This is a genomic window from Terribacillus sp. 7520-G, assembly GCF_002271665.1.
Lineage (GTDB): Bacteria > Bacillota > Bacilli > Bacillales > Amphibacillaceae > Terribacillus.
The window spans coordinates 20,614-46,865 of record NZ_NQFP01000045.1 but is presented as its reverse complement, the minus strand read 5'-3'; the positions used below and the strand labels follow the sequence as shown (position 1 = coordinate 46,865).

Sequence of the window (26,252 nt, the reverse complement as noted above, 5' to 3'; positions counted from 1 at the left end):
TCATTTCCTGCTTCTTTTTTTATGCGTCTTTTATCATCGTAACTTGCTTTCTTACTCTTCATTCATCACAAAAGGACCGCCGAAACTGTGAATAATTTCTCGTTTAAAAAAATGATATCCTCGTCATTTGGGCTTTCCTCCCAATTTCCCCTTATCCAGTTTATGTAGGCGTGATGCGGGAATACATTCACCAAGCGTGGCCGCGCAACGTTAAACTACTGCGAAAGAGACATCTTGAGGAGGAGATTAACATGGCACAGAACAATAACAGCAAAATGAGTTATGAAGAAGCGGGTAAGAAGGCGGACAAGCAACGTCCAATAATCATGACAAAGGATTTTACGAAGACATCGGCTCAAAAGGCGGACAAGCAAATGCAGAGAAGTACGACAAAGAGCACTTCCAGGATATCGGCTCAAAAGGCGGACAAGCAAATGCTGAGAATCATGACAAAGAGCATTTCCAGAATATAGGTTCCCAAGGCGGCAATGCGACAGCGGACAGCCACGGACAGGACTTCTATGAAGATATTGGGTCCAAGGGCGGCAAGGCAAACGCAGATGCCCATGATAAAAAACACTTTCAGGAAATTGGCTCAAAAGGCGGCCGTTCCAATAATAACAATTAAGAAAGCGGCTTGAATGATGGAGAAGGCAAAAAGATCGCTTCCGAATTTACAGGTTCGGAAGCGATTTTTGCTGTTTATGGAATATTTCATACTTGGTAACCCTTATGCAGCCACATACATAAAATGACTTGAATCAAAAAGGAGGGATATCATGTCTGAAGGTTATGGCAAAGGTTACGGCAGTGGTTTCGCGCTTCTAGTAGTACTTTTCATTTTGTTGATCATCATCGGTGCTTCCTACGTTGGCGGTTACGGCGGTTATTAATTGAATGAAGAGGGGAAGCCGCATTATGCAGTGCGGCTTCTATTTTTTCTTTTTCATTTCATGATCCAAGGTCGCCTCTATTAACGCAATGAAGGCAGCCAGGACAATCTCTGTATACCAAGCTAATCGTACTGGTTCATAAAAGCCATTCACGATCGAGATGATGAGCCAATTCATGATGAAATTCAAAGAAAAGGCAACCATGTATTCATGAAATGTCTGTGTCTTTTGCTTGTTAGTCAGGATATGGTAGCAAGCTTTTGCGAAAAACTCGCCGGCAAGGCTCAGTAATAAGTATATACCGACAAAAATGGCTAAATGTTTGGGTGATTCATACGCAATCTCAAGAATGCTGAAGACGCCCAAGAATCCGAAATAGTAGAGTGCAGCAACAAAAGCAATGGAACACCCTGCGAGTATGAATGGAAGGATTGTCATCAATATCTTTGAATCTTTGTTTTGTTTTATCTTAGGCTGTCTCATTGCCACTGCTATCACCCCATACGTTCTCTCTGGCTGTTCATACGTATTACGCGGCTGAATGTTTCATATAGATGTATAGTCAGAGCGAAGCAGGCTATAAATGGTCATATCAAGAAAGATACCATTCAATTTTTCGTATTCGCGCAACATACCCTCTTCATGAAAACCTGATTTCTCCAATAGTCTGCGAGAAGGTATATTTTCGGGCTCCACTTTTGCTTCTATCCTGTTAAGTCCTAATGTATGAAAGCCTTCCTCAAGCAAAGATTGCAGTGCCTGACTCATATATCCCTTTCGCCAGAATTCCTTTCCTATCTCATAGCCTATTTCGCCTCGTTGGTTTCCGGTATCGATGTAATTGAACCCGCAAGTCCCGACAATCGTGTCATCATCCAATAGAATCGTGTAGCGGGCAGCGTTATCAAGCTGTGTAATATATAGAATCATCTCTTCTGCTTGCTCCGCAGATTGCATGGGAGTGATATTCATAAAGGCAGTCACATCAGGATCGGACCAGAAGCGGAATAAAGCTGGTGCATCAGAAACAGAAATCGGGCGTAATCGGATTTGTTGTTTGGACAAGCTGCATGCTCCTCTCTTTGTATAAGAAAATCAATTCCTGAATATGTAATGCGAAAGGTGATGAACAACGATGTCATCTTTGTTTCAATAGGGCTTTCAATCGTTCTGCCGATGGCACTTGAAGAACGTTCCTGACATGGATGTTGGGGCGGCCCCTTTTCAGTCAGGCTCCGATTTTGGCAGCGCCAACGCTCCAAACATACTGTGGCTGCTCGGTGCGGAGCTTTTAATTGCATACGACCGCATTGAAAATACGGACAAGCGGATTGCGATCAACGGTCTAAAAACGACAAAAAAGGAGCTGCCATTCATCGTCGCCGGCACGAGAAAGGCCGTCAAATGAGTTTTCATGGGCTCTCAGCTATTTTGCCATCCTTTTCTTTGTTCTTTTTTTGAAAGGGAGCATATCCCCTCAAAGCGTCATTGTAGCTTACCGCTTTTTTCCTGTAGAATATAGACAAAGATAACCTGGGGGCGGTAAAGGTGGCAGAACCACTGAAAGCTATATATACGAGCGATTTCCTGGAAGGTTTCGCATTTAAAGTAAAACAAGCTTATCCGGTCTTTGATGACAGAAAGTTCATGGAAGAGGTGATGGATGAGCGCTGGGAAGATCTCGAGCTGAAAGGCCGGATCCGGAAAATCAGCCAGACACTCGGGGATTTCCTTCCCGGAAATTATCCGGAGGCTTTAGGTATCCTGCTGGCGATCCAGGAACAGTGTGAAGGGTTTCCTTACTTATTTTTCCCGGACTTTGTGGAAGTTTTCGGTCAGCAGCCAGAGTATGAAGAGCTGTCACTTCAAGCGTTAGAACAATTCACGAAGCGGTCGACTGCGGAGTTTGCCATCAGGCCATTCCTGATCAGGTCCCCTGATAGGATTATGAAAAGAATGGCGGAATGGGCCCGGTCGGATGATCATCATGTGCGCCGTCTGGCAAGCGAAGGCTGTCGGCCAAGGCTCCCATGGGGCCAGGCGCTTCGGCAGTTCAAGAAAGACCCAAGTCCCATTTTTCAGGTGCTGGAATTATTGAAAGCTGATGATTCCCTGTATGTACGAAAGAGTGTCGCCAATAATCTGAATGATATTGCCAAGGATCATCCTGAGCAGGTCATCAGCACTGCCAAACGATGGAGCGGATTTTCCCCGGAGACGGACTGGATCATCCGGCATGGATGCCGTACATTGCTGCGGAGCGGAGAGCCGGAAGTAATGGCTTTATTCGGTTACGAGGAGGCAGCCGGGATTTTGACAGAAGCCAGCATAGCTGCAGGGCATCAACGGGTATACATCGGAGACACAGTAAGCCTGACATATTCGTTTAAAGTAAAGAAGCAGGCGAAGCTGCGTGTGGAATATGCCATCGATTTTATTAAAAAGCGCGGGATATCGAGGAAAAAATTCCTTCTCTCGGATCGGATATTTACAGCGGGGGAAACGGTGACGAAAGGACGAGTCCATAACTGGAAAGATCTTACGACCAGGATTCATTATCCGGGTATGCACCGGGTGGTGCTGTTGGCCAATGGTTCTGAAATTGCTCATACAGAAGTGGAACTACTTAAGTGAAGGAGAGGAATGGAATGATGGAACGAATTGCTGTTTTCTGCGGGTCAAGTGAAGGGGCATCACCAGCTTACGTCGCTGCGGCTAAGGAAGTGGGAAAAACATTGGCGGAGCAAGGTTTGACACTGGTATATGGAGGAGCGAGTGTAGGATTGATGGGAGCTGTGGCGAATGGTGCGATGCAAGCAGGAGGGCATGTCATCGGCGTGATGCCTGATTTCCTGGAGAAGCGGGAAATCGCCCACTCACATGTATCTGAACTGATCGTCGTTTCTTCCATGCATGAACGAAAAGCGAAAATGGCAGAGCTGGCAGATGGCTTCGTGGCACTTCCTGGCGGTCCGGGGACACTGGAGGAATTTTTTGAAATCTTCACATGGGCCCAGCTCGGGCTTCACAAGAAGCCGCTGGGCATCCTGAATGTAGAGGGATATTATGATTTGCTGGTGAACTTATTCGATCATATAGCACGGGAACGTTTCATGCATGAGAAATATCGGACAATGGCATTGGTGGATGACAATCCAGCAAGTCTTCTTGAAAAGTTCCGTCAATATGAGGCCCCTGAAGTTAAAACATATATCAGACGAACAGAGCAGACGTGATGGCGTCTGCTTTTTAATTCATGCCTTTATGGTCATGTTTTATAATTGAGCAAAAATTATCAAAAAAAGTCCAGGCTCTTGCGATAAGCTGTAATCATAGGAGGTGCACGAATGCTAGTTCATGAATCGGCCGTTCAAACAGCCATTTCTTTTATAGAAAATAATTTGCATGAGCCGCTTACAGCGGATCAAGTCGCCAGTCAAGCCGGCTTCTCCAAATACCATTTTCATCGATTATTCCAGTCTTCTGTCGGGTTGTCATTCACGGATTATATTCGCCGGAGAAGGCTGGCTGGAGCATCGGCTGCGCTTTTGCATACTGAGCTGGGGATACTTGATATCGCATTCATGTATCAGTTTGAATCTCAAGAGGCGTTTACCAGGGCCTTTAAAAGGCATTACAATCTTCCGCCAGGAAAATATAGACGCATGATGCGGGGAGCACTGCATCAGAAGGAGGAAAAGATGGAAGCAAACCAAGTAAAGGGATGGATATTAAGCGGTTCAGATCCCCACAGCTATGAAATGGGTATTGATTATAAGCAGGTGCATCAAGGGAAGGCGTCTGGCTATTTGAAGTCGAAGACAGTCATGGGAGGTGATGAATTTGCAACGATGATGCAGCAGTTCAAGGCAGCGAAATATTTAGGCAAAAGGCTGCAGCTGACTTGCTTCATCAAAACCCAAGATGTACAAGGCTTTTCCAGCATGTGGATGAGGGTGGATAATGCATTGGATGATGTAATCCAATTTGACAATATGAGCAATCGTCCGATAAAAGGGACGACCAATTGGACACGGTATCGTATCGTGCTCGATGTCCCGGATAATAGTGCGGTCATTTCCTTCGGTGTGATTTTATCCGGAAAGGGAAAGGTCTGGGCGGATGGATTCCGGTTTGATGAAGTAGATGAATCGGTTCCGACAACGAATTTGGATATGACCTATGATTTACAAGACGAGCCGATCAATCTAGCCTTCGAGGAAGAGTTGGGCTGATATGCTCGAAATGCTGTTCGATGTCATCCAGCTCCTCCTATTGTATTGGAAACAAGGCGTTCCGGTTGAGGTGTTATTCGTGTGGATACCGATGCCATTCTTACTTATGGTATCTGAATTGATCACCCGCCGTATCATCAATCAGCCCTTGGGTAACGCTTCTGCTTACGTAAAACTAATAGGCACTTGTATTGTATTAAGTGGAGCATGGATTGCACTGCTCCCCAGCTTGCTTCATATTGCAGGGGAATTCAACATGATCTCCATCATTTTTCCTCTCGATGAAGCTGTGCTGCTGGCAGGTATATCCCTGGCGATTGCTGCGTGTCTGCTGCCGCTGGCTGTCATATGGATCAAGCTGGAAAGAAAAATCACGAAATGCATCTATGTGGTTGCATGCGGCACAATCGATGCAATGGCAGTGCATGCCGCAGCCGAGGCATTGGGAATGGAATTGCCCCTGATGGTAAGCCTGCTTTTCGGGCTGGCGTTCTGCATGCTGACAGCTGCCGTGCCGAACTTGGACTATGCAGATGAACAAATGACGCATCACTTCAAAGGACAGCATACATAAAATGCTGGTCCTTCTTTTTTTGGTTCCCATTCTAACCTATTACCTATATAGCCAGCATCTTCATTATGGTAAAATATTCAAAAAGAGGAGGCTTTGCAATATGTCGGATTTCCAAATCGGCAGTCTGTTTGTGCATGTGAAGGATGCGAATGAAGCAGCGAATTGGTATGCCAATCTTTTAGGCACTTCCGGAGCTCCTGGGCTTTTAGGCAGATACCATCCTGTGTACAAGGTCACGGCGAGATGGAGATGAAAGCAGTCTTCCAATCCAATGAACTACATATCCAAGGTGCATTTTACTAAGGAATAGGAGGTCTATGAAATGAGTATCGAGAACGTAAAGAACTATTTGGCAAATTTCAATCGAAGCAGTGATATCATAGAGCTCGATCTGTCCAGTGCCACTGTAGAGCTAGCTGCAACTGCCCTCGGAGTGAAACCTGCACGGATTGCCAAGACATTGGCATTCAGGGGAAAAGAAGCGGCAGAATCCGTTTTGATCGTTGCAGCAGGTGATGCAAAAATCGATAATAAAAAATTCAGGCAGTTTTTTGGTGTGAAAGCACGGATGCTTTCAGCTGATGAAACACTGGAACGGACAGGTCACGCTGTCGGAGGGGTTTGTCCGTTTGGATTGAAAAATGATTTGGCTGTCTATATGGATATATCCTTGCAGCGTTTTTCGACTGTATTTCCTGCATGCGGCAGCAGTAATTCAGCAATAGAACTGACGTGTGAAGAACTTGCCGAATTTGGCAAAGGGAAAGAATGGATAGATGTATGCAAGGGCTGGAGTGGCGACACGGCATGAAAGCAATGGCAGCTGTGTGTAAGGGATACTGCTTTGCTTCTGTCTCTGACACTGCTAAACTAAGCATGTACCCTATACTTCACAAAAAGATAGGTTAGGAGAAAGAATCATGTCAGAAAATAATACAAAAAAAGAAGTATTCTCCTGGTTGCGAGCAATCATCATTGCCGTTGTCATTGCTTTTGGCTGCCGATATTTCTTGTTTACACCATCAACGGTCCACGGAGAATCGATGCTGCCGACATATCATGACAGTGATCACGTCATTGTCAGCAAGGTTTCGAAAATAGAGCGGAATGATATCATTGTATTCAACGCCCCTGATGCGGATGCGCATTATATCAAGCGGGTGATCGGTCTTCCGGGGGATACAATCGAAGTGGTGGATAATGTGCTGTATGTGAATGGCGAAGCCCAGGACCAATCCTATCTGCGGGAGGATATGGTAACTGGTGATTTCAAGCTCAAGGAATTGACGGGCGAGGAGAAGGTGCCGGAAGGTGAAGTGTTCGTCATGGGAGATAACCGCACGAACAGTAAAGACAGCCGCATGTTCGGATTCATTTCAGAGAAAGAGGTAATCGGGGAAGTGAAGATGACCTACTATCCATTCTCTGATTTCCATATCGGCGACTGATATGTGTCAGGTACACGGAAAGACAGTCGATGGGGAAACGAGATGTGAACATTATCATTCTCCATTGGATGTCGTAGCAATCAAGTTCGCCTGCTGCAAGGACTTCTATCCTTGTCATCAATGCCATGAAGAGACTGCCGGTCATCAGGCAGAAGTCTGGCCGAAAGACCAATTCGATGAACATGCCATCCTTTGCGGTGTGTGTAAAACGACACTTAGCATCAATGAGTATATGCATACAGACCATTGTCCAATCTGTAAAGCAGCATTCAACCCAGGTTGTCAGCTGCATCACCACTTATATTTCGAATGAATGAAAAGAGGCTGCCGTTAATTTGGCAGCCTCTTTTCATTCATTTTGCTCTCCTGCTCCAGGCTTGAAGGAAAAGGGTGATATGGATATCCCGATGACAGCCAAGCCTGGATGCAGCGCTTTTGGGGCAGGAGGAGATGATCCGCCCCCTTAGATGATCAGGATGCGGAACGCTGTGTACCAGCATCCCCCGTCCGGGAAAATATGAACTTCAGCATGGATGGTGTGACAAGTGTCGTCACGATGACCATGATGATGATGCTCGTATAATATTCCGGATCGAGCAGCCCAGAGCTTAACCCAGTACCTGCAATGATCAAGGCTACTTCTCCGCGGGAGACCATACCTGTACCAATGGCCATGGAAGATTTTCCATTGAATCCGGTCAGCCTTGCGCCAAGTGCGCCGCCGAACAGCTTCGTCACAATAGCCATGATACTGATGAGCACGATGAATAACAGCTGTGACCCGACTCCTTCAAAACTGATATTCAAACCGATGCTGACGAAGAAAACAGGAACAAAGACACCGTAAGCAATCGGCTCCAGCTTATGCTCGACCACTTCCTTATGCTTGGTCTGGGAAATGGCAATACCAGCTGCAAATGCGCCGATGATGCCAGCAACGCCCATATACTCAGCGAAGTAGCTGAACACAAGCGCCAGGATGATCCCGGCAGAAACAACCGTCTCACTTACCTGGAAGCGCGCAAACAGCTTCATCACCATTGGAATCAGCCAAATGCAAGCGATGATGATGATACCGAAGAAGAGCACTTTCTTCCCGATCAGCGCGCCAAGACTGACTGATTCTCCTGTACCAAGCACACTCATCAATACTGCAAGCAGCACGACAACGAGAATATCGTCCACGACAGCAGCACCTAATATTGTCGTCCCTTCCCTGGAATTAAGCTTGTTCATTTCCTTCAATGCCTGAACGGAAATGCTGACACTCGTCGCGCAGAATAGCAGGGCCAAGAACAGTGCATGCCCTTGACTCATACCGAATGCGAGTGCAAGGCTGTAACCGCCGATGAATGGGAAAAGCACACCGAGGACGGCAACGGAAAAAGCGGATTTCCAGTTTGCTTTCAGCTGTTCCAGGTCTGTCTCCAAGCCGGCGATGAACATGAGGACAAGTACACCAATTTCGGAGAATTCATGAATGAAGGATGTCTGCTGTATCCATCCGAGCACTGCAGGTCCGAGGATGACACCGGCAAGAAGCTCCCCCAGGACGGATGGCTGCCCGATTTTCAATGCCAGCTGGCCAGCAATCTTTGTAAACAAAAGAATTAAAGCTAAGTGTAATATGAATTCCATATCTGACTCCTTTGTAGTTTATATTTATGCAATTTCCAGACACAAAAAAGGCATATCCGCCAGTTTTCACTGTGGATATGCCTAAAATGGACACAGAGGGGCCTGGGGTGGCAGGCTCCTCCGGAAATTGCATATGTATTTGATTATAGTTATTCATTATAGAGCAGGATCAGAACGAACACAACCATTTTTCATCAGTTTGCCACGGGCAGCGTATCTAAGGAATCCCAAGCATACGGCGCAGATCCCATCTTCTTATTGCTATAATGAAGAAGAAGGGGGTAAGTGTATGTATGAAAGTGGGAGGCTGCAAATCAGGCCTTTAGAGAAAAGGCATGCGAGGGAGCTTTTGGAGCTGAACTTGCGGAACAGGGAACTTTTCGAATCCATCTCACCAGTGGAACGCAGTGATTCGGATTATGACCTGGAGAAATATCGAAAAAATATCGAAGCTGCCAAGGAGGATTGGAAGGAAGATGCAAGATACGAATTCGGAATATTCCTTAAACAGGATGATTCCCTGATCGGAACCGTTTCTTTGTTTTTCATCGAGCGGAAGACAGCGGAAAAATGCATGATTGGTTACTCGCTGGATGAAGCGCATAATGGAAAGGGCTATATGACGGAAGCTGTACAGTTAGTCCTGGATTTTGCTTTTGGAGAGGCAAAGTTTCATAGGGTCGAAGCAGGTGTGATGCCGCGAAACCTAGGTTCGATAGCGGTCCTTGAGAAATGCGGTTTCCAGCGGGAGGGCTTGGAACGAGACGTGCTGCGGATCGGTGGCCGGTTCGAAGATCATTATAAGTATTCCATATTGGCGACAGATCCACGTACAAAGTAAAACCAGGAGCAGGGACTGCTCCTGGTTTAATGCTGCTGGGATGGAATAGGGCGTGAATGCCGTCTCCGATCGCGGTCTCCTTTAGCAGCAGCAGGCTGCTGCGGGCTCCGAACCGTGACTGCAAGTAAGAAAGAAATGAGACAAAGGACACCGATGGCTATGAATGTCGGCTGGAAACCGCCAAGCAATGATGCAATGAAGGAGCCGCCGAGCGCACCGATACCGAAGCCCTGATAAATCACGCCGTAGTTTTTGCTCTGATTCTTCAAGCCGAAGTAATCGGCAACGATTGTCGGGAAGACTGTGATATTTCCGCCGAAGAAGAAAGCAACGGCTGCCACACAGACAAAGAACAGTGTTGTGGATAGTTCGACCATGCTTAGTACTGCGACAGCTCCGGCAGTGACAAGCAAGCCCGCTGCAACCAAGTACAGCCGTTCCACCTTATCGGACAATGCCCCCAGCACGACTCTGCCGGTTGTATTGCAGATGGCCACGACTGCGACAGCGTTAGCTGCTGTTGCGGCAGAAAGGCCGGCGAGTTCCATGCCGGCATCTTTGACGATACCGATCAAATACAAGCCGCTCATACACGCTGTCAGGAAGATGACAAATAGGATGTATGCCTGCTTTGTATGCAGCATTTCCCTGATGCTGTAATTCTTATTTGCCGCTTTAGCGGTTGTTTCCTGCGGCAGGATGGCGTCTTTAAGGAAGAATGCCCCGCCGCTGATCAGGATGAGGGCTGCAATTCCCCAAATGACGAAGGTGCCTTGCACGCCTGCAGAGGAGAGCAGTGCTTGATTGATATATTTGAAGACAAAGCTGCCTGTCCCAAATGCACCAACCGAAATCCCGGATATGAGACCTTTCTTTTCCGGGAACCATTTGATGACGTTTGATAATGTCGTGATGTAAGCAATGCCGTTGGCAAAACCGACAACCACGCCTGCCAATAGATAGATAAGCCAAAGTGACGCAGCCAGTGAGCTCAGTATCAGACCGGCTCCGAGCAGGATACCGGCAAAGATGACCAGCTTCCTGATACCGAATTTATCCTGCAGCTTTCCCCCGAAAAGAGTCGATACTGCCAATGCGAAGCTCGTGATGGAGAAGGTGATTGCCACAGAGGAGACGCTCCACCCATATGCATCAGCCAATGGCTGGTTGAATAGACTCCATGTATATATAGTACCTAGGCCGATTTGTGTGATGATCGTACCGAGAACAATCAGCCAGCGATTTGTTTCCGTTTTCATGGGAAATCCCTCATTTCATCTGCGTTGTGTTGATGGTTCTATCATATCCGCTGCAGACTTATTTGAAAGCGTTTTCCAATGAGTTGCATCAATGGAGGAATGAATGGTCCTTAAAGGCGCATGATCTGTCTGAATGCTTTTGCCTTGCTTCGGCTGACCGGGATTTGCTCGTTCAATCCCTTCATTTTGACAAGATATGTATTATGGAACCAAGGCAGGATTTCGTGTATTTTCTCCGTGTTTACAATATAGGAACGATGACAGCGGAAAAACCTATCTGTTGGAAGCTGCTGCTCAAAGGTACTGATGGAGCCGGGATAGGTATATACCTCATCCTTTGTATGGACATTCGTCTGTTTTTCATCGGCCTCGGCATAAGCGATATCGTGTAAGTCGATTACATAAATCTTTTCATCTTTCCAAACATTGAGGCGTGCCGGCGGCTTTGCCGTTTCCTTCCTGCCTGCTACGGCGGGGGCGTGCTGCGATTCCAGCTTTTTAAGCATTGCTGCAACCCGTTCCTCGCTGTATGGCTTTAATATATAGTCGAATGCTTCCAACTCGAATGCTTTGGCTGCATGCTCCTTGTAGGCGGTTGTAAATACGATGATCGGTTTATGCTTGAATTTGGCCAGACTCCCGGCCAGCATCATGCCATCCAGCGATGGCAGATTGATATCGAGGAACAGGACATCGGTTGTGTGTTCCTGGAAATATTTCAGCACATCCAATCCATCATCGAAGCAGTCTGTCACATTGATGGAGCTGTAAGTATCAATCAAATACCGCAGCTCTTCCTGTGCCGGGAATTCATCCTCTGCAATGATTGCGCGTAACGTCATGTTCATTTCCCTTCCTTTACTGGTATATCAAAGTAGATCTCGGTACCGGGATCCAGCAGATTGATAGTCAGGCCTTTGCCGTAGATCAGACGGACACGCTGATGTACATTTGCCAGCCCGATATTCTTCACACTCGCTTCATCCCGATATAATTTGTCAACGATTTCCGGATCGATGCCGGCACCTGTATCCCTGATGATGATACGGATAAAATCACCCTTGTCCTTGACGGAGAGATAGACAGCGCCTTGCCACTTACGTTTCCGTACGCCATGATGGATGGCATTCTCCACCAGCGGCTGCAGAAGCAGGCTTGGTACTTTTATCTGCACGGGATCGATATCATACACGATTTGCAGTTTATCACCGAAACGGGATTTTTCGATTTCCACGTAATCCCGCACCTGTTTCAGTTCCTCTTCGATAGCGATCATTTCATCATGGAGCTCTAAGTTATAGCGCAGATAGCCGGATAGGTTGTGGATCAGCTCCCGTGCCCGGTTCGGATCCCGCCGCGTTGTAGAGGCTATCGCATTCAGAGAGTTAAAAAGGAAGTGCGGGTTGATTTTCGACTGGAGGGCCTTCAGTTCGGCTTTATTGGCAGTCTCTTTGATTTGCTCGATCCGGGAGATTTCCATCAGATTCGAAATGATTTGTGCCAGCCCTATCCCAAGTGTCTGCAGGGAATCGGTGATACGGTTTTTCTTCTCATAATAAATTTTCAATGCACCTGTGACTTCATCGCCTTCCTTAAAAGGAACGATCAGCAAGCAGTGCATCTGCGGCAGGTGATGATCATCCACTTCATTCCGGATGACGATTTGCCCGCTGGACAAGGCTTGCTTTGTCATATCGCTGACGATGGATGTAGTATCCCGATAGCGCTCCTCCCCCAGACCATAGTAAGCCACAACGGTTTTGGTATCTGTTATGGCCACTGCATCCGCCCCGATTTCTTCCTTGATGATCTGGCAGATACGCTGTAAGGAAGCAGGCGTGATGGAGCGGAAATAAGGAAGCGTCTTATTGGCAATATCCAAAGCAAGTTTCGCTTGGGCAGCAGCAATCTGCTTCTTTTCTCCTTCGATATTATGTACCAGCAGGATGAGCAAGCCAATGCTGATTTCACCGACCATCATGGGAACGGCAATCTGTTCGACGATGGAAATCCCCTGTGACCTTGGCTCCCCGAGTGCGATGATCAAAAGCATGGTCAATGCCTGACTCGATACGCCTGCAGTGATACCTACGTACCACCAACGATGCTTTTTGACCCTTTGGTTGATGAAACCAGAGGCGAAACCGGCGGTTACGCTGGTAATCAAGCAAGGCAAGGAAGTGATGCCGTCGATGTCGATCAAATAACGGTGGAGGCCGGAGATAATCCCCGTGATGATGCCTACCCATGGTCCGAATAATATCCCGCCTGACAGGATGGCCACGGTCCTGATATTGACAAGGGAGCCTTCCACTTCAATACCGGAATATGTCCCGAAAATGGCAAAGCTGCAAAAGACGACCGTCAGTACAGTGATTTCACGGACTGAATGGTTTTCCTTCTGAAGAATTTCCTTGAAGCCTTTGATTTTGGTCAAGAAGAACAGGATGATCAATAGCAAGGCAGCACGCTCAAATATCGATATGATCATTTCCAATGTTGAATGCATAGGTGTAATCCCTTTCATATGTATTGCTATTAGTTTATCAGAAATTTCGGCTGGAAGGGAGTGGATGTGGTAATGATTGGAGAGAAGAATAATAGATTCATTTGGTTGAAAATCCGGTATGGAAATAATATGTCATAATGTATAAATAGGCTGGATTTATCTGTATGAAAGCGCTATAATTATTATAATGAAACACTGTTCCATAATACGGAACATTAATCTGGCATCACGTTTGATGCCGTTATTTCTGAGTGTCAATGTAAGGGGTTACATCGGACTTTGGAAGGTCATTGAAAAAAGTAAGGAGATGATGGAAGTGGAACTGCGATACGCAACTCATCCAGCTCATGCGAAGACATTCACTACGGAGGAATTGCGCAATCACTATTTGATTGAGGAGCTTTTTGTATCCGGGGAAGTAAAGCTTGTGTACAGCATGGAAGACAGGACAATTATTGGCGGTATCCAGCCAGGCGGCAGTGCCGTTGCTTTGGAAGGTTATGATGAAATCAAGGCAGATTACTTCCTGGAAAGGCGGGAAGTCGGCATTTTCAATATCGGCGGCGAGGGTACGATCACAGTCGATGGTGAAGTATATGAGATGGCAAACAAGGATTGCCTGTATATCGGCAAAGGAAAACAAGAATTGCTTTTCGCAAGCAATGAGGAAGCAAATCCAGCTAAGTTTTATCTATTTTCTGCCCCTGCACATACCTCTTATCCAACCAAGCATGCATCCTTCCGAGATATTCCGGGAGATGCCATGGGTGCAAAAGAAAGTGCGAATGAGCGTGTCATCCGCCGCATCATTCATCTTGAAGGCATCCAGAGCTGTCAAATTGCCATGGGTATCACGATTCTCGAAAGCGGCAGTGTCTGGAACAGCATGCCGACCCATACCCACAATCGCAGGATGGAGGCATATCTGTATATCGATTTGGATGAGGATGCACGTATGTTCCATTTGATGGGCGAACCGAATGAAACGCGTCATCTTGTCATGAAGAATGAGCAAGCTGTCATATCACCGCCTTGGTCCATCCATTGCGGCAGTGCTACAAGCAATTATGCATTCATTTGGGCAATGGCTGGTGAAAACAAAACATACACCGACATGGATCAGGTGTCGATGGATGAGCTTCGCTAGAGGGGGATGAATATGAGTTTGACGGACTTTTCGATGGATTACTTTAGTTTGACTGGCAAAGTGGCGATCGTGACAGGGGGCAGCAAGGGGCTTGGTCAAGGTTATGCAGTTGCTTTGGCAAAGGCAGGTGCGGATGTTTTCGTCGTCACCCACAGAGATGATTGGGGGGAAACGAAGGCGCTGATGGAAGCAGCAGGGGGCAAGGTGCATTTTCATCAGGCTGATCTGACTGATAGAGAGCAAGTGAAACAAGTTGTGCCGAGCTGTGTGGATGTGTTCGGAAAGGTCGATATTCTCGTCAATAATGCCGGAACGATCATCCGGACGCCGCTGCTGGAGTACAGGGAAGAAGATTGGGATAAGGTGATGGACGTCAATCTGCATGCTGTTTATCTGCTGGGACAGGAAGCAGCGAAAGCGATGGCAGAACAAGGCGGCGGGAAGATCATCAATGTCGCATCCATGCTGTCGTTCCAAGGGGGTAAATTCGTACCGTCTTACACTGCCAGCAAGCATGCGGTAGCAGGATTGACCAAAGCCTTCGCCAATGAACTGGGAGCATATAATATCCAGACAAATGCGATTGCGCCGGGATACGTGGCGACTGCGAATACTGCGCCGATACGTGCTGATGAAAAAAGGAATGCGGAAATTCTGTCCCGTATACCAAGCGGGCGCTGGGCAGATCCGTCCGATTTGATGGGAGTGGTCGTATTCCTGGCAAGCCGTGCGTCCGATTATATGAATGGCCATGTCCTGGCAGTGGATGGGGGCTGGCTCGCGAGATAAGCAGGGTGGAAGTTTGCGTCGGGGCAGTTTGACGGGAAAGAGAGATTGAGAGGACTGGGAAGGTGACCAAAGATCTGGAGAATCTTTGTGTATGCCACCCTCTCATTCCAATGATCTGGCCGATCATTATAAAAATAGCATATCACCCTATGTGATTCAAATATCTCAATTTCTTTTGCTCGATTACCTATAAGGAAAGGTAAGGGATGCAAAATGAAAATAATGAAAACGATGGAGAGAATTCCTGGCGGGCTCATGCTCGTACCGTTATTTTTAGGGGCAATCATCAATACCTTCGCACCGAATTCGGCGGAATATTTCGGGTCATTCACAGGCGGACTCATGACTGGTACCATTCCGATCCTTGCTGTGTGGTTCTTCTGTATGGGAGCAGGCATCCAGCTGAAATCGACGGGTACGATCCTGCGAAAGTCCGGAACGCTCGTCATCACTAAAATTGCCGTTGCATGGATCGTAGCTATCATTGCAGCTCAGTTTCTGCCTGAAGGTGGTATTCAGACAGGTTTGTTTGCCGGTTTTTCCGTCCTGACTCTTGTTGCGGCCATGGATATGACGAATGGCGGGCTTTATGCATCGATCATGCAGCAGTATGGATCAAAAGAGGAAGCCGGGGCATTCGTACTCATGTCCTTGGAATCCGGTCCGCTTATGACGATGATCATCCTTGGTTCCACAGGCCTTGCTGCGTTTGAACCGCAAGTTTTCGTCGGTGCGGTACTGCCATTCCTGGTCGGCTTCCTGCTTGGGAACCTGGATGGTGATCTGCGTGCTTTCTTCAGCAGGGCAACACAGACAATGATTCCTTTCTTCGGTTTTGCACTGGGTAACTCGATTGATTTGGGGGTCATTCTGGACACTGGGCTTGCTGGTATCATCCTTGGTGTACTCGTTATCGTCGTGACTGGTATTCCGCTTATGCTTGCAGATAAGTATATCGGCGGCGGAAATGGAACCGCCGGTATCGCAGCTTCCAGTACGGCAGGAGCGGCAGTTGCCAATCCGATGATCATCGCGACCATGATTCCGGAATTCATGCCGGTAGCAGAAGCGGCTACTGCGCTGGTTGCGGCATCCGTGGTTGTCACTTCGATCCTCGTTCCGATCATAACGGCTTATTGGGCGCAATATATGAAAAAGAAGGAAAAACGGAACTCGGATGATACGGCTATCGATCCGAACAATATCAACTCAAATACTGTATAAAAACAAATGGAGAGGCATATACAGTATGTCTCTCTTTGCATAAAGGAGACGTTGACAGATGAGCAGGATTCTAACGATTGGGGAGCCGATGGCGCTATTCGTGGCGGAACAGGAAGGCTTGCTGGATGATGCGGAACGCTTTTCGCGTTTCATTGCCGGGGCGGAAGTTAATTTTTCCATCGGGATGGCGCGTCTTGGACATCAGGTGACGTATATCACGAAGCTGGGCTTGGATCCTTTCGGCAGGAACATTCATAAATTTTTACGGAAAAATAAGATCGATACCTCCTTTATCGCCTATGAGCCCGAATTTGTGACGGGGATGCAATGGAAGCAGAAAGTGAAAAGCGGCGATCCGGAGGTATTCTCGGCAAGGAAGAATTCCGCGGCTTCACATATGGATAAAAAGCTGATCAAAAAAATAAAATGGGCTGATTATGACCTTCTCCATCTTACAGGTATCCCGCCTGCTTTGTCGGATGGCTGCCGGGAGCTTGTTTTTCAGATGATGAAGGAGGCGAAGGAAAATGGGCTGCAAGTATCATTCGATCCGAATCTTCGGCCGGGATTGTGGCCGGATAAGCAGGAAATGGCACGGGTCATCAATGATCTTGCCGGCCAAGCTGATATCATCTTCCCGGGCGCAGCAGAAGGAAGACAATTGACTGGCAAGAACGATGTGCTCGATATTGCCGCGTATTACCATGAAGCTGGAGTGCCGACCGTTGTATTGAAGCTTGGGGAGGAAGGTGCCTTCACAAGCTGTATGGATGGTATGCAATTCTATACAGAAGGCTTCCCGGTCGAAGAAGTCGTCGATACGGTCGGTGCAGGAGATGGCTTTGCGGTCGGTGTTGTGAGCGGATTGCTGGAAGGATTGAAGCTTTCGGACAGCATTGCAAGGGGAGCTGCCATTGGTGCACTGGCAGTCATGTCACCTGGGGATAATGACGGTCTGCCAAATCGGGATGAGCTGCTGCGATTCATGAAACGGGAGCCGATCGGATAAAAAAGGGCCTTCCATCTGGAAGGCCTTCTCCTCTATCCGGTATAGCCCAATGCACGGGATATTTCCTCGCTGCAGGCTCTTACCTTCTGTATCAATTCGGCATTCACCCTGTCTGTTGTCACTCGGTTGCTTGGTCCTGAGATGCTGAAGCTAGCCACGATCCGGTGCTCATGGCTGTAAATCGGAGCGGCTATACAGCGGATGCCTTCTTCATTTTCAATATCATCGAGTGCATACCCTTGTTGACGGACTCTGTCCACTTCGGTGTACAGCTCTTCCTTCGAAGCAATCGTGCGTGGTGTACGCGGTATGAAGGCAATTGAATCAGCTATTTCCGCCAGCCTGCTTTCCGGCATGCCTGATAAGAGTATTTTTCCGACAGCTGTACAGTACATGGGAGCTCTGTTCCCGATCCGGGAATACATGCGGATCGTCTGGTTGCTTTCGAGCTTATCGATGTAGACGATTTCACCTTTATCCTCGATGCATAAATGCACCGTCTCATTCACATCTGCACAAAGCTGTTTCAGATATGGCTTGGCTATATTGACGATATTGTTATTATTCAAGACGCTGCGCGCAACGTAAAGAGTTTGCAACCCAACTTTATAATTGTCCGATTCCGGATCTTTGGCAACGTAATTCATGTCCACAAGCGTTGCCAGCAGCCGGTGAGTCGTACTTTTTGACAGATCTACCAGCTTGGTCAGCTTCGCAATCGGCAAACCATCTGGGTGATCGGAAAGCGTATTCAAAATAGTTAGCGCTCGTTCAAGTGATTGCACATTAGACATAGATTTTACTCCGTTTCCATTGCGTTCATTGCTTACTTCTATGATACGGGAACGGCTGGTATTTGTAAATTTCAGTATACAAATGGAGGGGAAACAAATGAGAAAAGCTGAGGTTCTGGCTAAGCTGACTGATCAAGGTATCGTAGCTGTCGTTCGTGCCGATTCGGCAGAAGAGGCAATCCGGATTTCAGATGCTTGTATAGAAGGCGGTATTACAGGGATTGAGGTGACGTTTACCGTCAAGGACGCAGACCAGGTTATCAAGCGGCTTGCCGATTTATATAAAGAGAACACAGATGTAGTGGTCGGAGCCGGAACAGTGCTTGATAGTACGACAGCTCGTCTGGCCATACTTGCTGGTGCCAGTTTCATCGTCAGTCCGACGTTCGATGCCGACACTGCCAAACTGTGTAATCTTTATCAAGTCCCTTATTTGCCGGGGTGTATGACGATCGGGGAGATAAAACAGGCCATGGAAGCAGGGGCAGACATCATCAAGCTCTTCCCGGGAAGTGTGTTTGGACCGGATTTCATCAAAGCGGTCAAAGCTCCGCTTCCGCAGGCGAATATCATGCCGACCGGCGGGGTGGACTTGGAGAATATCGGAAATTGGCTGAAAAATGGTGCAGCTGCTGTCGGGGTCGGCGGCAATCTTGTGGCACCTGCCGCTACAGGTGACTATGCTAAGATCACGTCCATCGCTCAGCAATATGTAGAAAAAGTAATGGAAGCAAGAGTGCAGCGTGTGAACATTTGAACATGAGTCAAGCCCCCTGGGACATAAACTGAACACGGAGGAAGGGGGCCTGCTTCATGTCAGCGACTAAGCGGGGAATTGTGATTGTAGTCGTGAAGGCGACAGCCATTTACTCGTTCGTCATGATAGATATTGCCGCTGGGACAGGTTTGTATGTGACTGCGAAGCTTTTGGGGGCGGGAATGATTGTTGCTTCCCTCTGCAGCATGGCCGGTGTCGAAGGTCTGAAGAGAGGACCTGCATTCGTCCGTGATCTGACAGGAAGGGGACGCTAGGAAATGGTATGGTGATCAGGGATTTTGACATAATACAAAGGAATGCAGGAGCTGCATTCCTTATTATTTTGCGGCAGCATCTTCATTAAACCGCATATTTCCGACGGTAAAATAAAAAGGTGCAGGAAACGGCGGCTTTTTCCCTCTCTTGATTCGGGCGCCAGCTTCATTAAGCCAGTAGATGGATTTATTGATAGCCGAGAAGAATACAACCAGCTCTCCGTTATCATCAACACAAAGACAGGAGCCGAATATGCCGTTCTGGTACCAGGCTTCGCCATTGTCTGCTTTAAGGACCAGCTTCGGCTCTTCCGACCAATCGGCTCTTGTAAAGCTGGCTGTTTTGCTTTTGAACAACCAGAGATCTTGCGGTTTATATGTCTCTTCACCGAAGGCGTTGCCGCAGCGGCTGACGAGTAAGTAGTACATATCACGAATCCGTTTCGGCCTTGCGTGCGTGAAAGCATCCTCCCGGGTGAAAAACAAGCGGGGCTTCGACCAGTTGTCCAAGCCGTTTTCGCTTTCGGACGCATACACCTCATGCATCGGAATATCTCCTTTGGCCGGTTCGTGTGGCGTAGCTGCAAACCACATCTTCCATTTCCCTTCATCATAGATCACTTTAGGGGCAAGTACACTGTCATTTCGGACGGTCCCTACCATCACGGGCTTTGGATGACGGAACCATCTGCCATGCCTCATTTCCAGACAGCCGATGGAATAAGGAGATTCATTTCCTGCGACATTGCTGGCACTCCGACCCGTGTAGTAAATACGGCGCACATAATCTCCATTTACCTTCCCTTCCGCATAACAAGGTTCACGCAGTCCATACCGATCCCAGGCGGCTTCCTTTGGCTGGGGAAGCAAAGGCTTCGCTTTGTGCGGTTTTCCCGGGTAAGTCGTAATCCGCCAGGCATTGGCTGTCAGCGGAGCTCCTTTTGGTAGGCTGGCGCTGAATAGATTATTTTTGAGATTGCGCTGGAAGCCCCCAAAGAACATCCACCATTGGTCATCTATTTTCTGTACACTCGGGTCGCCCAATCCTAGCAAATTACGGATCGGTTTGTACCCGTCCAGCATGGAATATAATAGATTCGGTTTTGCATCCATCCTTACCACCTCACTAGTCAGCAGTATGGACGGATGAAGCATCAAACATACCAGGCAGCAAAGTCTTGCAAAACAGAAACGCCGTCATCACGCTTTTTGCTCCAGCCATGATCCTTCCGATGATTTTTGATCGATAAAGTCTAAAACAATTTGCAATTGAGTCAGTTGATTTCTTTGTGCTGAAGCATGTCTGCATTAACTCAGGATGCTCATATATGGCTTGTTTCGGCAATACATAGGTAGAGTTTCGATTAATCTGAGCTGCATCCAGCTTTTTTCATACAAATGATTATTTGCATCCGTCCAATGTCCGTCGATAAAAAAGAGTGATGCCAAGGGCAATTGATTTCGGGAAGTAATCTTTGTAAAAGGGCCTCTTAGGATCCTGATTTACGCTTGTTCTGTTTAGGCGTTTTAACCCGTCGGATAATGAGCCAGCCAAGTATGGCCCCCGTAATGGAACTGGCGAGGAAACCCGGTACAAATGCCAATGCGCCGGTTTTTTGTCCCATAAGTAAATTAGCAATCGGAACGGATAGCAGGGAACCAAGCACGCCGGTGCCGATCATCTCGCCAATCGCCGCTGCACCCTTCCGGCGGAAGAGACGATAAAACAACCCCGCGAACAAAGCTCCTATCATCCCTCCCGGAAAAGCCAGCAAACTCCCAAGCCCCAGCATATTGCGAACAAGCCCGATAAGGAAGGCGACAACTACAGCAGGCCCAGGACCAAGCAGAACAGCAGCAATGACATTCACTGCGTGCTGTACAGGAAAAGCACGGGCAGCCCCTGTTGGGAACCAGATGAATTGTGCACCGAGCACGCCGATTGCAGCGAGGATGGCCATAAGAGTCAGTTTTTTGGTTTTCAAATCTATCCACCTCGTTATTTCTAAAAAGTACTGCTGTCATTATAAATTTTATTACAGGTTTCTGGAAGAGAAGTATATATACGAAGGGGATTTGCGCAAGGAGGTATATACAGCATATTTACCAATTGCCATTCCGAGGGTTCCTCTTACAGTGGCAATAACATATGCTGACAGCAGCGTATATATCTGGAGGTGCAAAAATTGACTCCTTTGAATAATGGAGACGGATGCAACGGCAGGGGGAACATACTACCCGAATATGTTCAACGACAGTCCAATAGGAGCCACGGGGGTCGGGTCACAGGCGTTACCGGTCCGACAGGGGGACAGGGGTAGGGCTGCAAGCGGGCGTACCATTCAATGCTGCAGCTGCCCCTTCCTATCCAGTATGGCAGATGGTCACATATAACGGCAGCATTTATATATCGAATGTGGCATCAGCGGAATTCCAGACAGCTCACTGATTATACAATGTCAGCAGCTGCAGGAGCCACAGGCATACCTGGTCCGATTGGGCCTACCGGTGCAACGGGAATTGGATTAGGCGGTGTACTCCCTTTTGATCCAGCAGCAGCGCCATTTTATACAGCGGATCAAGTGGTCGGTTATGGCGGCGGTTTGTACATCAGTGAAGTGGCATCTCCTGTTGGAATACCAGGAACTTAGCCAGACTATAGCACGCTTTTGGCTGGGATAACTGGAGCCATGGGGGTAACAGGGAATACTGGTGCAATAGGAGTCGGATTGACTGGAGTGGTAGCGTTTGATGCTCAGCCACACCTTTTTATGAAGGTAATGTGATCGTAAACTTAACTGCCGGGAATACAGATGCTTTGCAGCTATTTGGTTTAGCGGGCACTGCCATACTGAACGGCGGGCGGTTCCATCGGAGCATCCCTTACCGTCACCCGCTTAAGCTAAAAAAAAAGAGGTGCCCCAACTCGGCGGCACCTCTATTTCTTTTGTTTTCGTATGACATCATTAATCCGCATCATGGTCTCTGTCATTTGATGCAATTCTTCAAGGTCGATTTTGGAATAATATTTATCGATGAGTATCTCGTCCAATTGTTTGAGGCTTTCCATATACTCTCGTCCTTTGGTTCCGAGAGCCAGAAAGTATTCCCGCTTATTCGTGGGATTGGCTTGCTTCGTAATCATTTCTCTTTTCTCCAATTTGGATAGCACTTGGCTTACAGCACTTTTGGAGATGCCGAAATCTGCTGCGATATCATTGGCGGTGGTTTGGTCGTTCTTCTGGATATAAGACAGCATGTATTCCTGTTGGACGGTCAAATCCAGCTCATCTAGTTTCTTGGTTTCTTGAGAGATCAGGATGCCGAACTCCTCATATGCTTCATTCATTCTTCGGATGACTTCCTTATATGAATGGTCCATGTTCATCGTTCCTTCCAAAACTGCTTCTTTATTGCATATTACGCCATTTCTTAGCTTTTGCAAATACCAAGACTGCCATAAGCAATCCGGTTCCGGCGAATGCGGCAAGCAGAATCCTTGCCGAGAGGCCGATGGACATCAAAGAACTGAACAAAGTTTGGGAGATTGGATCGAATGCCGTGGAAGCCAAAAATACAATACTCATGACCCGTCCCATCATTGCGGGGTCCGTTTTTTCCTGAATGATGACATCGGTCGGGATGTACGTAATGAAGCTGAAGAATCCGATCATTGCTGCAACAGGAATCAGCCAATGCAAACTTGGAATCTGACTGAAGATCCCAAGAGATAAAACGCTGGCAATCAGGAACAAGAGCACTAGTCTTCCGCGATTCTTTTTTAGTGTGAAGAAAAGCAGGAAGATAGTGGCTGCTAGGGAGCCGACAGAGAAACCAGCCTCTAAAAAGCTAAGATCCAGAGCGCTGCCGCCCAGCTCTTCCGCAAGTATTGGCAAGCTCAGGAACATCGGGCCGAATACAAAGAAATTCACAATGATGATGATGCTGATGGCAGATATATAGATGGAAGAAGAACGCAAGTAACGATAGCCTTCTTTGAACTCCGTCATAAAAGACGTAGTTTCTTTGTATTTATCTGGCTTGGCATCCTTGATAAATGCAGGGAATACGAAGCATGCGCCTATGACCGTAGCAGCAATGCTGACCGCAAAAGTAGCACTGAAATCATAATAGTGCAGGATGGCGCCTGCAGCAATCGGGCCGATCAAATATAACAGTTCCTGGGAACTGTGAATGAGTGTATTGGCAGGTTGCAGCTCTTTTTGGGTCACAATGCTGGGAATCAAGGACGAAAGAGCAGGAAAGAAAAATCCATCCAAGCAGCCGATGAAAAATGAAACAACCAGCAATAACGCAATCGTCAGGGAATCGTGAGCAAGCCCCCAAAGCAGGACACCGATCAACAGACCCTGCAGCAATTGGGTGCTGAACAGGATCTTTGATTTCTGGATGCGATCAGCGAGTACACCGCCAATTATCATCGTGATCATACGCGGTATGGAAGCAGCCGCCATGACCAATCCGAGGTATTGGGGATGATGTAAAACATCGACGACGTACCAGGATACGGTGATCATATACATGGAAAAACTCAAAACCGAGAAAAGTTCTGAGAAAAGCAGACAGCTGAATTGTTTATTTGTGAATAATGCCTTCATCATAAACACCTCATAAATTAAGTTAACTAAACTAAACTATATATACTTCTTTACTTATTGTCAACAGAGTACTATTTGTTTGGTATATACTGGATGAAAATGAAGGGAGTACAAGTGGCCTACGCATTGATCCATCATGAAGAAACAAAGGAAGTACTTATGGTTCATAACAAAAAGAACGGCAGCTGGACATTGCCGGGAGGCTTAGTCGAGCAAGGTGAGTCGCTTGCCGAAGCTGCGGTGCGGGAGGCGAAGGAAGAAACTGGGCTGGTCGTAGAAGTAACCACCATCCTTGCAGTGAAAGAGGCAAAGCTGCAAGCCAGGGATGAGCATGCTATCTTTGTGACATTCAATGCCAGGCCGATCAGTGAAGAAATTCGGATACAGGATACGGAAAAAATAGCTGAGGATGTATGGATATCTTGTGCATGAAGATGAAATGAGTTTTGGTTTCCTCCTCATCATGGGCGGATTTAATCATTGACATCCCATAAAGCAGTGATCGCAGCAAATGAGCGAAACGGAAAGCCGGCATCTTTTGGCCGTCTTATTTGTTTATATCCAGATTCGGACACATAAAGTTAACAGAATAATACTACATATACATTTTTGTGTTTGAGTTATATCCATATATAGTTTTCTTTGTTAAGATAGAGGGAAGAGAACATCTATCGAATCGACACGCTTTATGATAAAATGATGAACAGACTGGACTGATACGATGGTACTTTCTGATAAAGGAACAGCAACGATGCAAAAATCCCTCCAAACAAAAACCTTACTCATTGCATATGCTTCAGTCAGTGGCAACACGGAGGAAGTTGCCGAGCTGATTGCGGGAGAATTGAACCAAAAGCAGCAAGACGTGACGCTCTATTGCATCAATGGCAATGAGCCGTTTCCGCATGTTCCGGATTATGATGCGATGCTGATCGGCACGTATACATGGGGCTCAGGCGATACCCCATTCGATGTAAAGGATTTTGTGGCGGATGTAGGATATAAGCCAGAGAATGTATTTGTCTTTGGCACAGGAGATACGCAATTCGGCGGAGACGATATGTTTTGCATGGCGGCGGACAAGCTGGCAAAATTTTATCATTCACCGATTGCACCGCTCAAGATCGAGCAGTCACCAAGGGGATCTCAGGAAGAAGAAGTATTGGAATGGACGAGAGGAGTATTGGAATGGCTAAATTGATGAAGGCTGCGGTGCTTGAGCCGAAGCATCCAAATAAATCTACTGCATTATTCAACGGGGAAGCAAGCGGAATCCTGCATTGGGATAATGTTGCATACCCGCATTTCTATGAATTGCGCAAAACGATCCGCGGTCTGTTCTGGACTGCAAATGAAGTGAATATGGTGGCAGATACAAAGCAATTCGCTCATTTATCGGAGCAGGAGCGTACAGCATTCCTGAAAATCATCGGTTTGCTTGCGACATTGGACGGTCCGCAAACGGATATCGCCTCCAAAATCGCTGCTTATTCGACGGATCCTAGTGTCAAATCGATCCTGGCAACGATTGCCGACCAGGAAAGCGAGCATAATCACAGCTATACGTATGTACTGGCTTCTGTTACAAATTATGATAACCAGATTGCATCTTTCAATGAAGGGCGCACGGATAAAGTATTGCTTGAACGCAATGAAAGAATTGCGGCTGTATATAACGAATTTGCACAAAATCCGACAATCGAAACAGTCCTTAAAGCAATGGTTTACTCAGCTCTATTGGAAGGCTTATTCTTCTACAGCGGGTTTGCGTTCTTTTATAATTTGGCACGCAACCAGAAAATGGTCGGCACTTCCACGATGATTTCTTATATCAATCGGGATGAACTGCATCATGGCCGTTTCATCAGTGAATTATTCCGTGCAACGCTGGCGGAAAATCCGGAGTATAACAACGAGGAATTCATTGAGTGGGTATATGATCAATTCCGTCATTCTGTCGAGCAGGAAACAAGATGGAGCCGTTATGTACTTGATGGTATCGATGGCATCAACTTGGATGATATGGAAGGCTACGTAAAATATCGTGCAAATAAAATGCTGCGCATGCTTGGACTAAGCGAGATTTACGAAGGCTATGAAAAGAATCCGATGAAGTGGATCCGTGCTTACACAGATAACTTCAACGGTACAAAATCCGATTTCTTCGAACAGAAGTCCCGCCAGTACACAAAAACCAGTGACCTGAACGGGTTTGACGATCTATAAGAACAGCAAAGAGCC

The 26,252-nt window shown here is 47.1% G+C and carries 33 protein-coding genes; 22 read left to right on the top strand and 11 right to left on the bottom strand.

Annotated elements, in window-relative coordinates; all coding sequences use genetic code 11:
• Positions 1-251 precede the first annotated feature (251 nt).
• Together CHH53_RS17945 and CHH53_RS15300 are read left to right on the top strand one after the other, a co-directional pair.
• Complete coding sequence (locus tag CHH53_RS17945; RefSeq protein WP_369819903.1) at positions 252-473, top strand: hypothetical protein; 222 nt, start codon at positions 252-254, stop codon at positions 471-473.
• 306 nt (positions 474-779) lie between these two features.
• On the top strand, positions 780-893 hold the full coding sequence (locus CHH53_RS15300; RefSeq protein WP_095217001.1) for a YjcZ family sporulation protein: 114 nt from the start codon (positions 780-782) through the stop codon (positions 891-893).
• A gap of 39 nt (positions 894-932) precedes the next feature.
• On the opposite strand, the gene CHH53_RS15295 is transcribed toward CHH53_RS15300, so the two are convergent.
• The gene (locus CHH53_RS15295) at positions 933-1,376 is read right to left on the bottom strand and encodes a YrvL family regulatory protein (RefSeq protein ID WP_233135147.1); all 444 of its coding nucleotides are present in this window, start codon (positions 1,374-1,376) and stop codon (positions 933-935) included.
• Between the two features lie 63 nt (positions 1,377-1,439).
• The gene (locus CHH53_RS15290; RefSeq protein WP_095216999.1) at positions 1,440-1,958 is read right to left on the bottom strand and encodes a GNAT family N-acetyltransferase; all 519 of its coding nucleotides are present in this window, start codon (positions 1,956-1,958) and stop codon (positions 1,440-1,442) included.
• 136 nt (positions 1,959-2,094) lie between these two features.
• On the opposite strand from CHH53_RS15290, the gene CHH53_RS15285 reads away from it, so the two are divergent.
• The 9 genes from CHH53_RS15285 to CHH53_RS15250 all read left to right on the top strand — a co-directional run bounded on the left by CHH53_RS15285 (position 2,095) and on the right by CHH53_RS15250 (position 7,463).
• The gene (locus tag CHH53_RS15285; RefSeq protein ID WP_095216998.1) at positions 2,095-2,301 is read left to right on the top strand and encodes a hypothetical protein; all 207 of its coding nucleotides are present in this window, start codon (positions 2,095-2,097) and stop codon (positions 2,299-2,301) included.
• A 140-nt stretch (positions 2,302-2,441) separates the two neighbouring features.
• A complete protein-coding gene (locus CHH53_RS15280; protein ID WP_095216997.1) occupies positions 2,442-3,527 on the top strand; it encodes a DNA alkylation repair protein in 1,086 nt (361 codons plus the stop codon).
• Positions 3,528-3,544: 17 nt separating this feature from the next.
• A complete protein-coding gene (locus CHH53_RS15275) occupies positions 3,545-4,129 on the top strand; it encodes an LOG family protein (RefSeq protein ID WP_095217008.1) in 585 nt (194 codons plus the stop codon).
• Positions 4,130-4,240: 111 nt separating this feature from the next.
• Positions 4,241-5,128, top strand: a complete 888-nt coding sequence (locus CHH53_RS15270) for a helix-turn-helix transcriptional regulator (RefSeq protein ID WP_095216996.1) — start codon at positions 4,241-4,243, stop codon at positions 5,126-5,128.
• A 1-nt stretch (position 5,129) separates the two neighbouring features.
• Positions 5,130-5,702 carry a hypothetical protein gene (locus CHH53_RS15265; protein ID WP_095216995.1) on the top strand — a complete coding sequence of 191 codons (573 nt, stop codon included), beginning with the start codon at positions 5,130-5,132 and terminating at the stop codon, positions 5,700-5,702.
• Positions 5,703-5,802: 100 nt separating this feature from the next.
• Entirely contained in the window at positions 5,803-5,955 is a 153-nt protein-coding gene (locus tag CHH53_RS17430; RefSeq protein WP_158221580.1) for a hypothetical protein, read from the top strand.
• A gap of 69 nt (positions 5,956-6,024) precedes the next feature.
• The gene (locus CHH53_RS15260; RefSeq protein ID WP_095216994.1) at positions 6,025-6,513 is read left to right on the top strand and encodes a YbaK/EbsC family protein; all 489 of its coding nucleotides are present in this window, start codon (positions 6,025-6,027) and stop codon (positions 6,511-6,513) included.
• Between the two features lie 109 nt (positions 6,514-6,622).
• Positions 6,623-7,150 (top strand): signal peptidase I, encoded by a 528-nt coding sequence (gene lepB, locus CHH53_RS15255; protein WP_095216993.1) that lies wholly within the window; start codon positions 6,623-6,625, stop codon positions 7,148-7,150.
• Position 7,151: 1 nt separating this feature from the next.
• Positions 7,152-7,463 (top strand): CHY zinc finger protein, encoded by a 312-nt coding sequence (locus CHH53_RS15250; protein WP_095216992.1) that lies wholly within the window; start codon positions 7,152-7,154, stop codon positions 7,461-7,463.
• Between the two features lie 158 nt (positions 7,464-7,621).
• On the opposite strand, the gene CHH53_RS15245 is transcribed toward CHH53_RS15250, so the two are convergent.
• A complete protein-coding gene (locus CHH53_RS15245; protein WP_095216991.1) occupies positions 7,622-8,788 on the bottom strand; it encodes a cation:proton antiporter in 1,167 nt (388 codons plus the stop codon).
• A gap of 289 nt (positions 8,789-9,077) precedes the next feature.
• Here CHH53_RS15245 and CHH53_RS15240 point away from each other — a divergent pair, with 289 nt between their 5' ends.
• Positions 9,078-9,629 carry a GNAT family N-acetyltransferase gene (locus CHH53_RS15240; protein ID WP_095216990.1) on the top strand — a complete coding sequence of 184 codons (552 nt, stop codon included), beginning with the start codon at positions 9,078-9,080 and terminating at the stop codon, positions 9,627-9,629.
• Positions 9,630-9,655: 26 nt separating this feature from the next.
• On the opposite strand, the gene CHH53_RS15235 is transcribed toward CHH53_RS15240, so the two are convergent.
• The 3 genes from CHH53_RS15235 to CHH53_RS15225 all read right to left on the bottom strand — a co-directional run bounded on the left by CHH53_RS15235 (position 9,656) and on the right by CHH53_RS15225 (position 13,397).
• A complete protein-coding gene (locus CHH53_RS15235) occupies positions 9,656-10,888 on the bottom strand; it encodes an L-lactate MFS transporter (RefSeq protein WP_095216989.1) in 1,233 nt (410 codons plus the stop codon).
• Between the two features lie 110 nt (positions 10,889-10,998).
• Positions 10,999-11,730 (bottom strand): LytR/AlgR family response regulator transcription factor, encoded by a 732-nt coding sequence (locus CHH53_RS15230; protein WP_095216988.1) that lies wholly within the window; start codon positions 11,728-11,730, stop codon positions 10,999-11,001.
• Between the two features lie 2 nt (positions 11,731-11,732).
• Positions 11,733-13,397 (bottom strand): sensor histidine kinase, encoded by a 1,665-nt coding sequence (locus CHH53_RS15225; RefSeq protein WP_198946064.1) that lies wholly within the window; start codon positions 13,395-13,397, stop codon positions 11,733-11,735.
• 316 nt (positions 13,398-13,713) lie between these two features.
• On the opposite strand from CHH53_RS15225, the gene kduI reads away from it, so the two are divergent.
• From kduI to CHH53_RS15205, 4 genes are all read left to right on the top strand, one after another.
• Entirely contained in the window at positions 13,714-14,544 is an 831-nt protein-coding gene (gene kduI / locus CHH53_RS15220) for a 5-dehydro-4-deoxy-D-glucuronate isomerase (RefSeq protein ID WP_095217006.1), read from the top strand.
• A gap of 12 nt (positions 14,545-14,556) precedes the next feature.
• The gene (gene kduD, locus CHH53_RS15215) at positions 14,557-15,333 is read left to right on the top strand and encodes a 2-dehydro-3-deoxy-D-gluconate 5-dehydrogenase KduD (protein WP_095216987.1); all 777 of its coding nucleotides are present in this window, start codon (positions 14,557-14,559) and stop codon (positions 15,331-15,333) included.
• Positions 15,334-15,546: 213 nt separating this feature from the next.
• Positions 15,547-16,557: a 2-keto-3-deoxygluconate transporter gene (gene kdgT, locus CHH53_RS15210; RefSeq protein ID WP_095216986.1), complete on the top strand. Its 1,011-nt coding sequence runs from the start codon at positions 15,547-15,549 to the stop codon at positions 16,555-16,557.
• A 58-nt stretch (positions 16,558-16,615) separates the two neighbouring features.
• Complete coding sequence (locus CHH53_RS15205; RefSeq protein ID WP_095216985.1) at positions 16,616-17,566, top strand: sugar kinase; 951 nt, start codon at positions 16,616-16,618, stop codon at positions 17,564-17,566.
• Positions 17,567-17,598: 32 nt separating this feature from the next.
• Here CHH53_RS15205 and CHH53_RS15200 read toward each other — a convergent pair whose 3' ends face one another.
• A complete protein-coding gene (locus CHH53_RS15200) occupies positions 17,599-18,360 on the bottom strand; it encodes an IclR family transcriptional regulator (RefSeq protein WP_095216984.1) in 762 nt (253 codons plus the stop codon).
• 97 nt (positions 18,361-18,457) lie between these two features.
• Between CHH53_RS15200 and CHH53_RS15195 the strand changes: the two genes are divergently transcribed.
• A complete protein-coding gene (locus CHH53_RS15195) occupies positions 18,458-19,117 on the top strand; it encodes a bifunctional 4-hydroxy-2-oxoglutarate aldolase/2-dehydro-3-deoxy-phosphogluconate aldolase (RefSeq protein ID WP_095216983.1) in 660 nt (219 codons plus the stop codon).
• 56 nt (positions 19,118-19,173) lie between these two features.
• Positions 19,174-19,392: a hypothetical protein gene (locus tag CHH53_RS15190; RefSeq protein ID WP_095216982.1), complete on the top strand. Its 219-nt coding sequence runs from the start codon at positions 19,174-19,176 to the stop codon at positions 19,390-19,392.
• A 63-nt stretch (positions 19,393-19,455) separates the two neighbouring features.
• On the opposite strand, the gene CHH53_RS15185 is transcribed toward CHH53_RS15190, so the two are convergent.
• Entirely contained in the window at positions 19,456-20,505 is a 1,050-nt protein-coding gene (locus tag CHH53_RS15185; RefSeq protein ID WP_095216981.1) for a glycoside hydrolase family protein, read from the bottom strand.
• Positions 20,506-20,882: 377 nt separating this feature from the next.
• Positions 20,883-21,377 carry an energy coupling factor transporter S component ThiW gene (gene thiW / locus CHH53_RS15180; protein WP_255374717.1) on the bottom strand — a complete coding sequence of 165 codons (495 nt, stop codon included), beginning with the start codon at positions 21,375-21,377 and terminating at the stop codon, positions 20,883-20,885.
• Between the two features lie 360 nt (positions 21,378-21,737).
• On the opposite strand from thiW, the gene CHH53_RS15175 reads away from it, so the two are divergent.
• Positions 21,738-22,043 (top strand): hypothetical protein, encoded by a 306-nt coding sequence (locus CHH53_RS15175; protein ID WP_095216980.1) that lies wholly within the window; start codon positions 21,738-21,740, stop codon positions 22,041-22,043.
• Between the two features lie 287 nt (positions 22,044-22,330).
• Here CHH53_RS15175 and CHH53_RS15170 read toward each other — a convergent pair whose 3' ends face one another.
• Both CHH53_RS15170 and CHH53_RS15165 read right to left on the bottom strand, forming a co-directional pair.
• Positions 22,331-22,774, bottom strand: coding sequence for a MarR family winged helix-turn-helix transcriptional regulator (locus tag CHH53_RS15170; RefSeq protein WP_095217004.1), 444 nt, complete (start codon positions 22,772-22,774; stop codon positions 22,331-22,333).
• 28 nt (positions 22,775-22,802) lie between these two features.
• A complete protein-coding gene (locus CHH53_RS15165) occupies positions 22,803-24,014 on the bottom strand; it encodes an MFS transporter (RefSeq protein WP_095216979.1) in 1,212 nt (403 codons plus the stop codon).
• 111 nt (positions 24,015-24,125) lie between these two features.
• Here CHH53_RS15165 and CHH53_RS15160 point away from each other — a divergent pair, with 111 nt between their 5' ends.
• The 3 genes from CHH53_RS15160 to CHH53_RS15150 all read left to right on the top strand — a co-directional run bounded on the left by CHH53_RS15160 (position 24,126) and on the right by CHH53_RS15150 (position 26,237).
• Positions 24,126-24,443 (top strand): NUDIX hydrolase, encoded by a 318-nt coding sequence (locus CHH53_RS15160; RefSeq protein ID WP_233135145.1) that lies wholly within the window; start codon positions 24,126-24,128, stop codon positions 24,441-24,443.
• A 319-nt stretch (positions 24,444-24,762) separates the two neighbouring features.
• Entirely contained in the window at positions 24,763-25,212 is a 450-nt protein-coding gene (locus tag CHH53_RS15155; protein WP_095216978.1) for a flavodoxin, read from the top strand.
• Positions 25,200-26,237, top strand: coding sequence for a ribonucleotide-diphosphate reductase subunit beta (locus CHH53_RS15150; RefSeq protein WP_095216977.1), 1,038 nt, complete (start codon positions 25,200-25,202; stop codon positions 26,235-26,237). Before CHH53_RS15155 ends, CHH53_RS15150 begins: the two co-directional genes overlap by 13 nt.
• Positions 26,238-26,252: the final 15 nt, after the last annotated feature.

Coding starts and splice junctions, on each gene's coding strand:
- CHH53_RS15250 (WP_095216992.1), top strand. CDS start 7,152: ATGTGTCAGGTACACGGAAAGACAGTCGATGGGGAAACGAGATGTGAA.
- CHH53_RS15190 (WP_095216982.1), top strand. CDS start 19,174: ATGTCAGCGACTAAGCGGGGAATTGTGATTGTAGTCGTGAAGGCGACA.
- CHH53_RS15240 (WP_095216990.1), top strand. CDS start 9,078: ATGTATGAAAGTGGGAGGCTGCAAATCAGGCCTTTAGAGAAAAGGCAT.
- CHH53_RS15150 (WP_095216977.1), top strand. CDS start 25,200: ATGGCTAAATTGATGAAGGCTGCGGTGCTTGAGCCGAAGCATCCAAAT.
- CHH53_RS15235 (WP_095216989.1), bottom strand. CDS start 10,888: ATGAAAACGGAAACAAATCGCTGGCTGATTGTTCTCGGTACGATCATC.
- CHH53_RS15195 (WP_095216983.1), top strand. CDS start 18,458: ATGAGAAAAGCTGAGGTTCTGGCTAAGCTGACTGATCAAGGTATCGTA.
- CHH53_RS15230 (WP_095216988.1), bottom strand. CDS start 11,730: ATGACGTTACGCGCAATCATTGCAGAGGATGAATTCCCGGCACAGGAA.
- CHH53_RS17430 (WP_158221580.1), top strand. CDS start 5,803: ATGTCGGATTTCCAAATCGGCAGTCTGTTTGTGCATGTGAAGGATGCG.
- kduD (WP_095216987.1), top strand. CDS start 14,557: ATGAGTTTGACGGACTTTTCGATGGATTACTTTAGTTTGACTGGCAAA.
- CHH53_RS15285 (WP_095216998.1), top strand. CDS start 2,095: ATGGATGTTGGGGCGGCCCCTTTTCAGTCAGGCTCCGATTTTGGCAGC.
- CHH53_RS15155 (WP_095216978.1), top strand. CDS start 24,763: ATGCAAAAATCCCTCCAAACAAAAACCTTACTCATTGCATATGCTTCA.
- CHH53_RS15265 (WP_095216995.1), top strand. CDS start 5,130: ATGCTCGAAATGCTGTTCGATGTCATCCAGCTCCTCCTATTGTATTGG.
- CHH53_RS15295 (WP_233135147.1), bottom strand. CDS start 1,376: ATGAGACAGCCTAAGATAAAACAAAACAAAGATTCAAAGATATTGATG.
- lepB (WP_095216993.1), top strand. CDS start 6,623: ATGTCAGAAAATAATACAAAAAAAGAAGTATTCTCCTGGTTGCGAGCA.
- CHH53_RS15225 (WP_198946064.1), bottom strand. CDS start 13,397: ATGCATTCAACATTGGAAATGATCATATCGATATTTGAGCGTGCTGCC.
- CHH53_RS15200 (WP_095216984.1), bottom strand. CDS start 18,360: ATGTCTAATGTGCAATCACTTGAACGAGCGCTAACTATTTTGAATACG.
- CHH53_RS15300 (WP_095217001.1), top strand. CDS start 780: ATGTCTGAAGGTTATGGCAAAGGTTACGGCAGTGGTTTCGCGCTTCTA.
- CHH53_RS15185 (WP_095216981.1), bottom strand. CDS start 20,505: ATGGATGCAAAACCGAATCTATTATATTCCATGCTGGACGGGTACAAA.
- CHH53_RS15270 (WP_095216996.1), top strand. CDS start 4,241: ATGCTAGTTCATGAATCGGCCGTTCAAACAGCCATTTCTTTTATAGAA.
- CHH53_RS15260 (WP_095216994.1), top strand. CDS start 6,025: ATGAGTATCGAGAACGTAAAGAACTATTTGGCAAATTTCAATCGAAGC.
- CHH53_RS15245 (WP_095216991.1), bottom strand. CDS start 8,788: ATGGAATTCATATTACACTTAGCTTTAATTCTTTTGTTTACAAAGATT.
- kdgT (WP_095216986.1), top strand. CDS start 15,547: ATGAAAATAATGAAAACGATGGAGAGAATTCCTGGCGGGCTCATGCTC.
- CHH53_RS15205 (WP_095216985.1), top strand. CDS start 16,616: ATGAGCAGGATTCTAACGATTGGGGAGCCGATGGCGCTATTCGTGGCG.
- CHH53_RS15165 (WP_095216979.1), bottom strand. CDS start 24,014: ATGATGAAGGCATTATTCACAAATAAACAATTCAGCTGTCTGCTTTTC.
- CHH53_RS17945 (WP_369819903.1), top strand. CDS start 252: ATGGCACAGAACAATAACAGCAAAATGAGTTATGAAGAAGCGGGTAAG.
- CHH53_RS15275 (WP_095217008.1), top strand. CDS start 3,545: ATGGAACGAATTGCTGTTTTCTGCGGGTCAAGTGAAGGGGCATCACCA.
- CHH53_RS15175 (WP_095216980.1), top strand. CDS start 21,738: ATGCTGCAGCTGCCCCTTCCTATCCAGTATGGCAGATGGTCACATATA.
- CHH53_RS15170 (WP_095217004.1), bottom strand. CDS start 22,774: ATGGACCATTCATATAAGGAAGTCATCCGAAGAATGAATGAAGCATAT.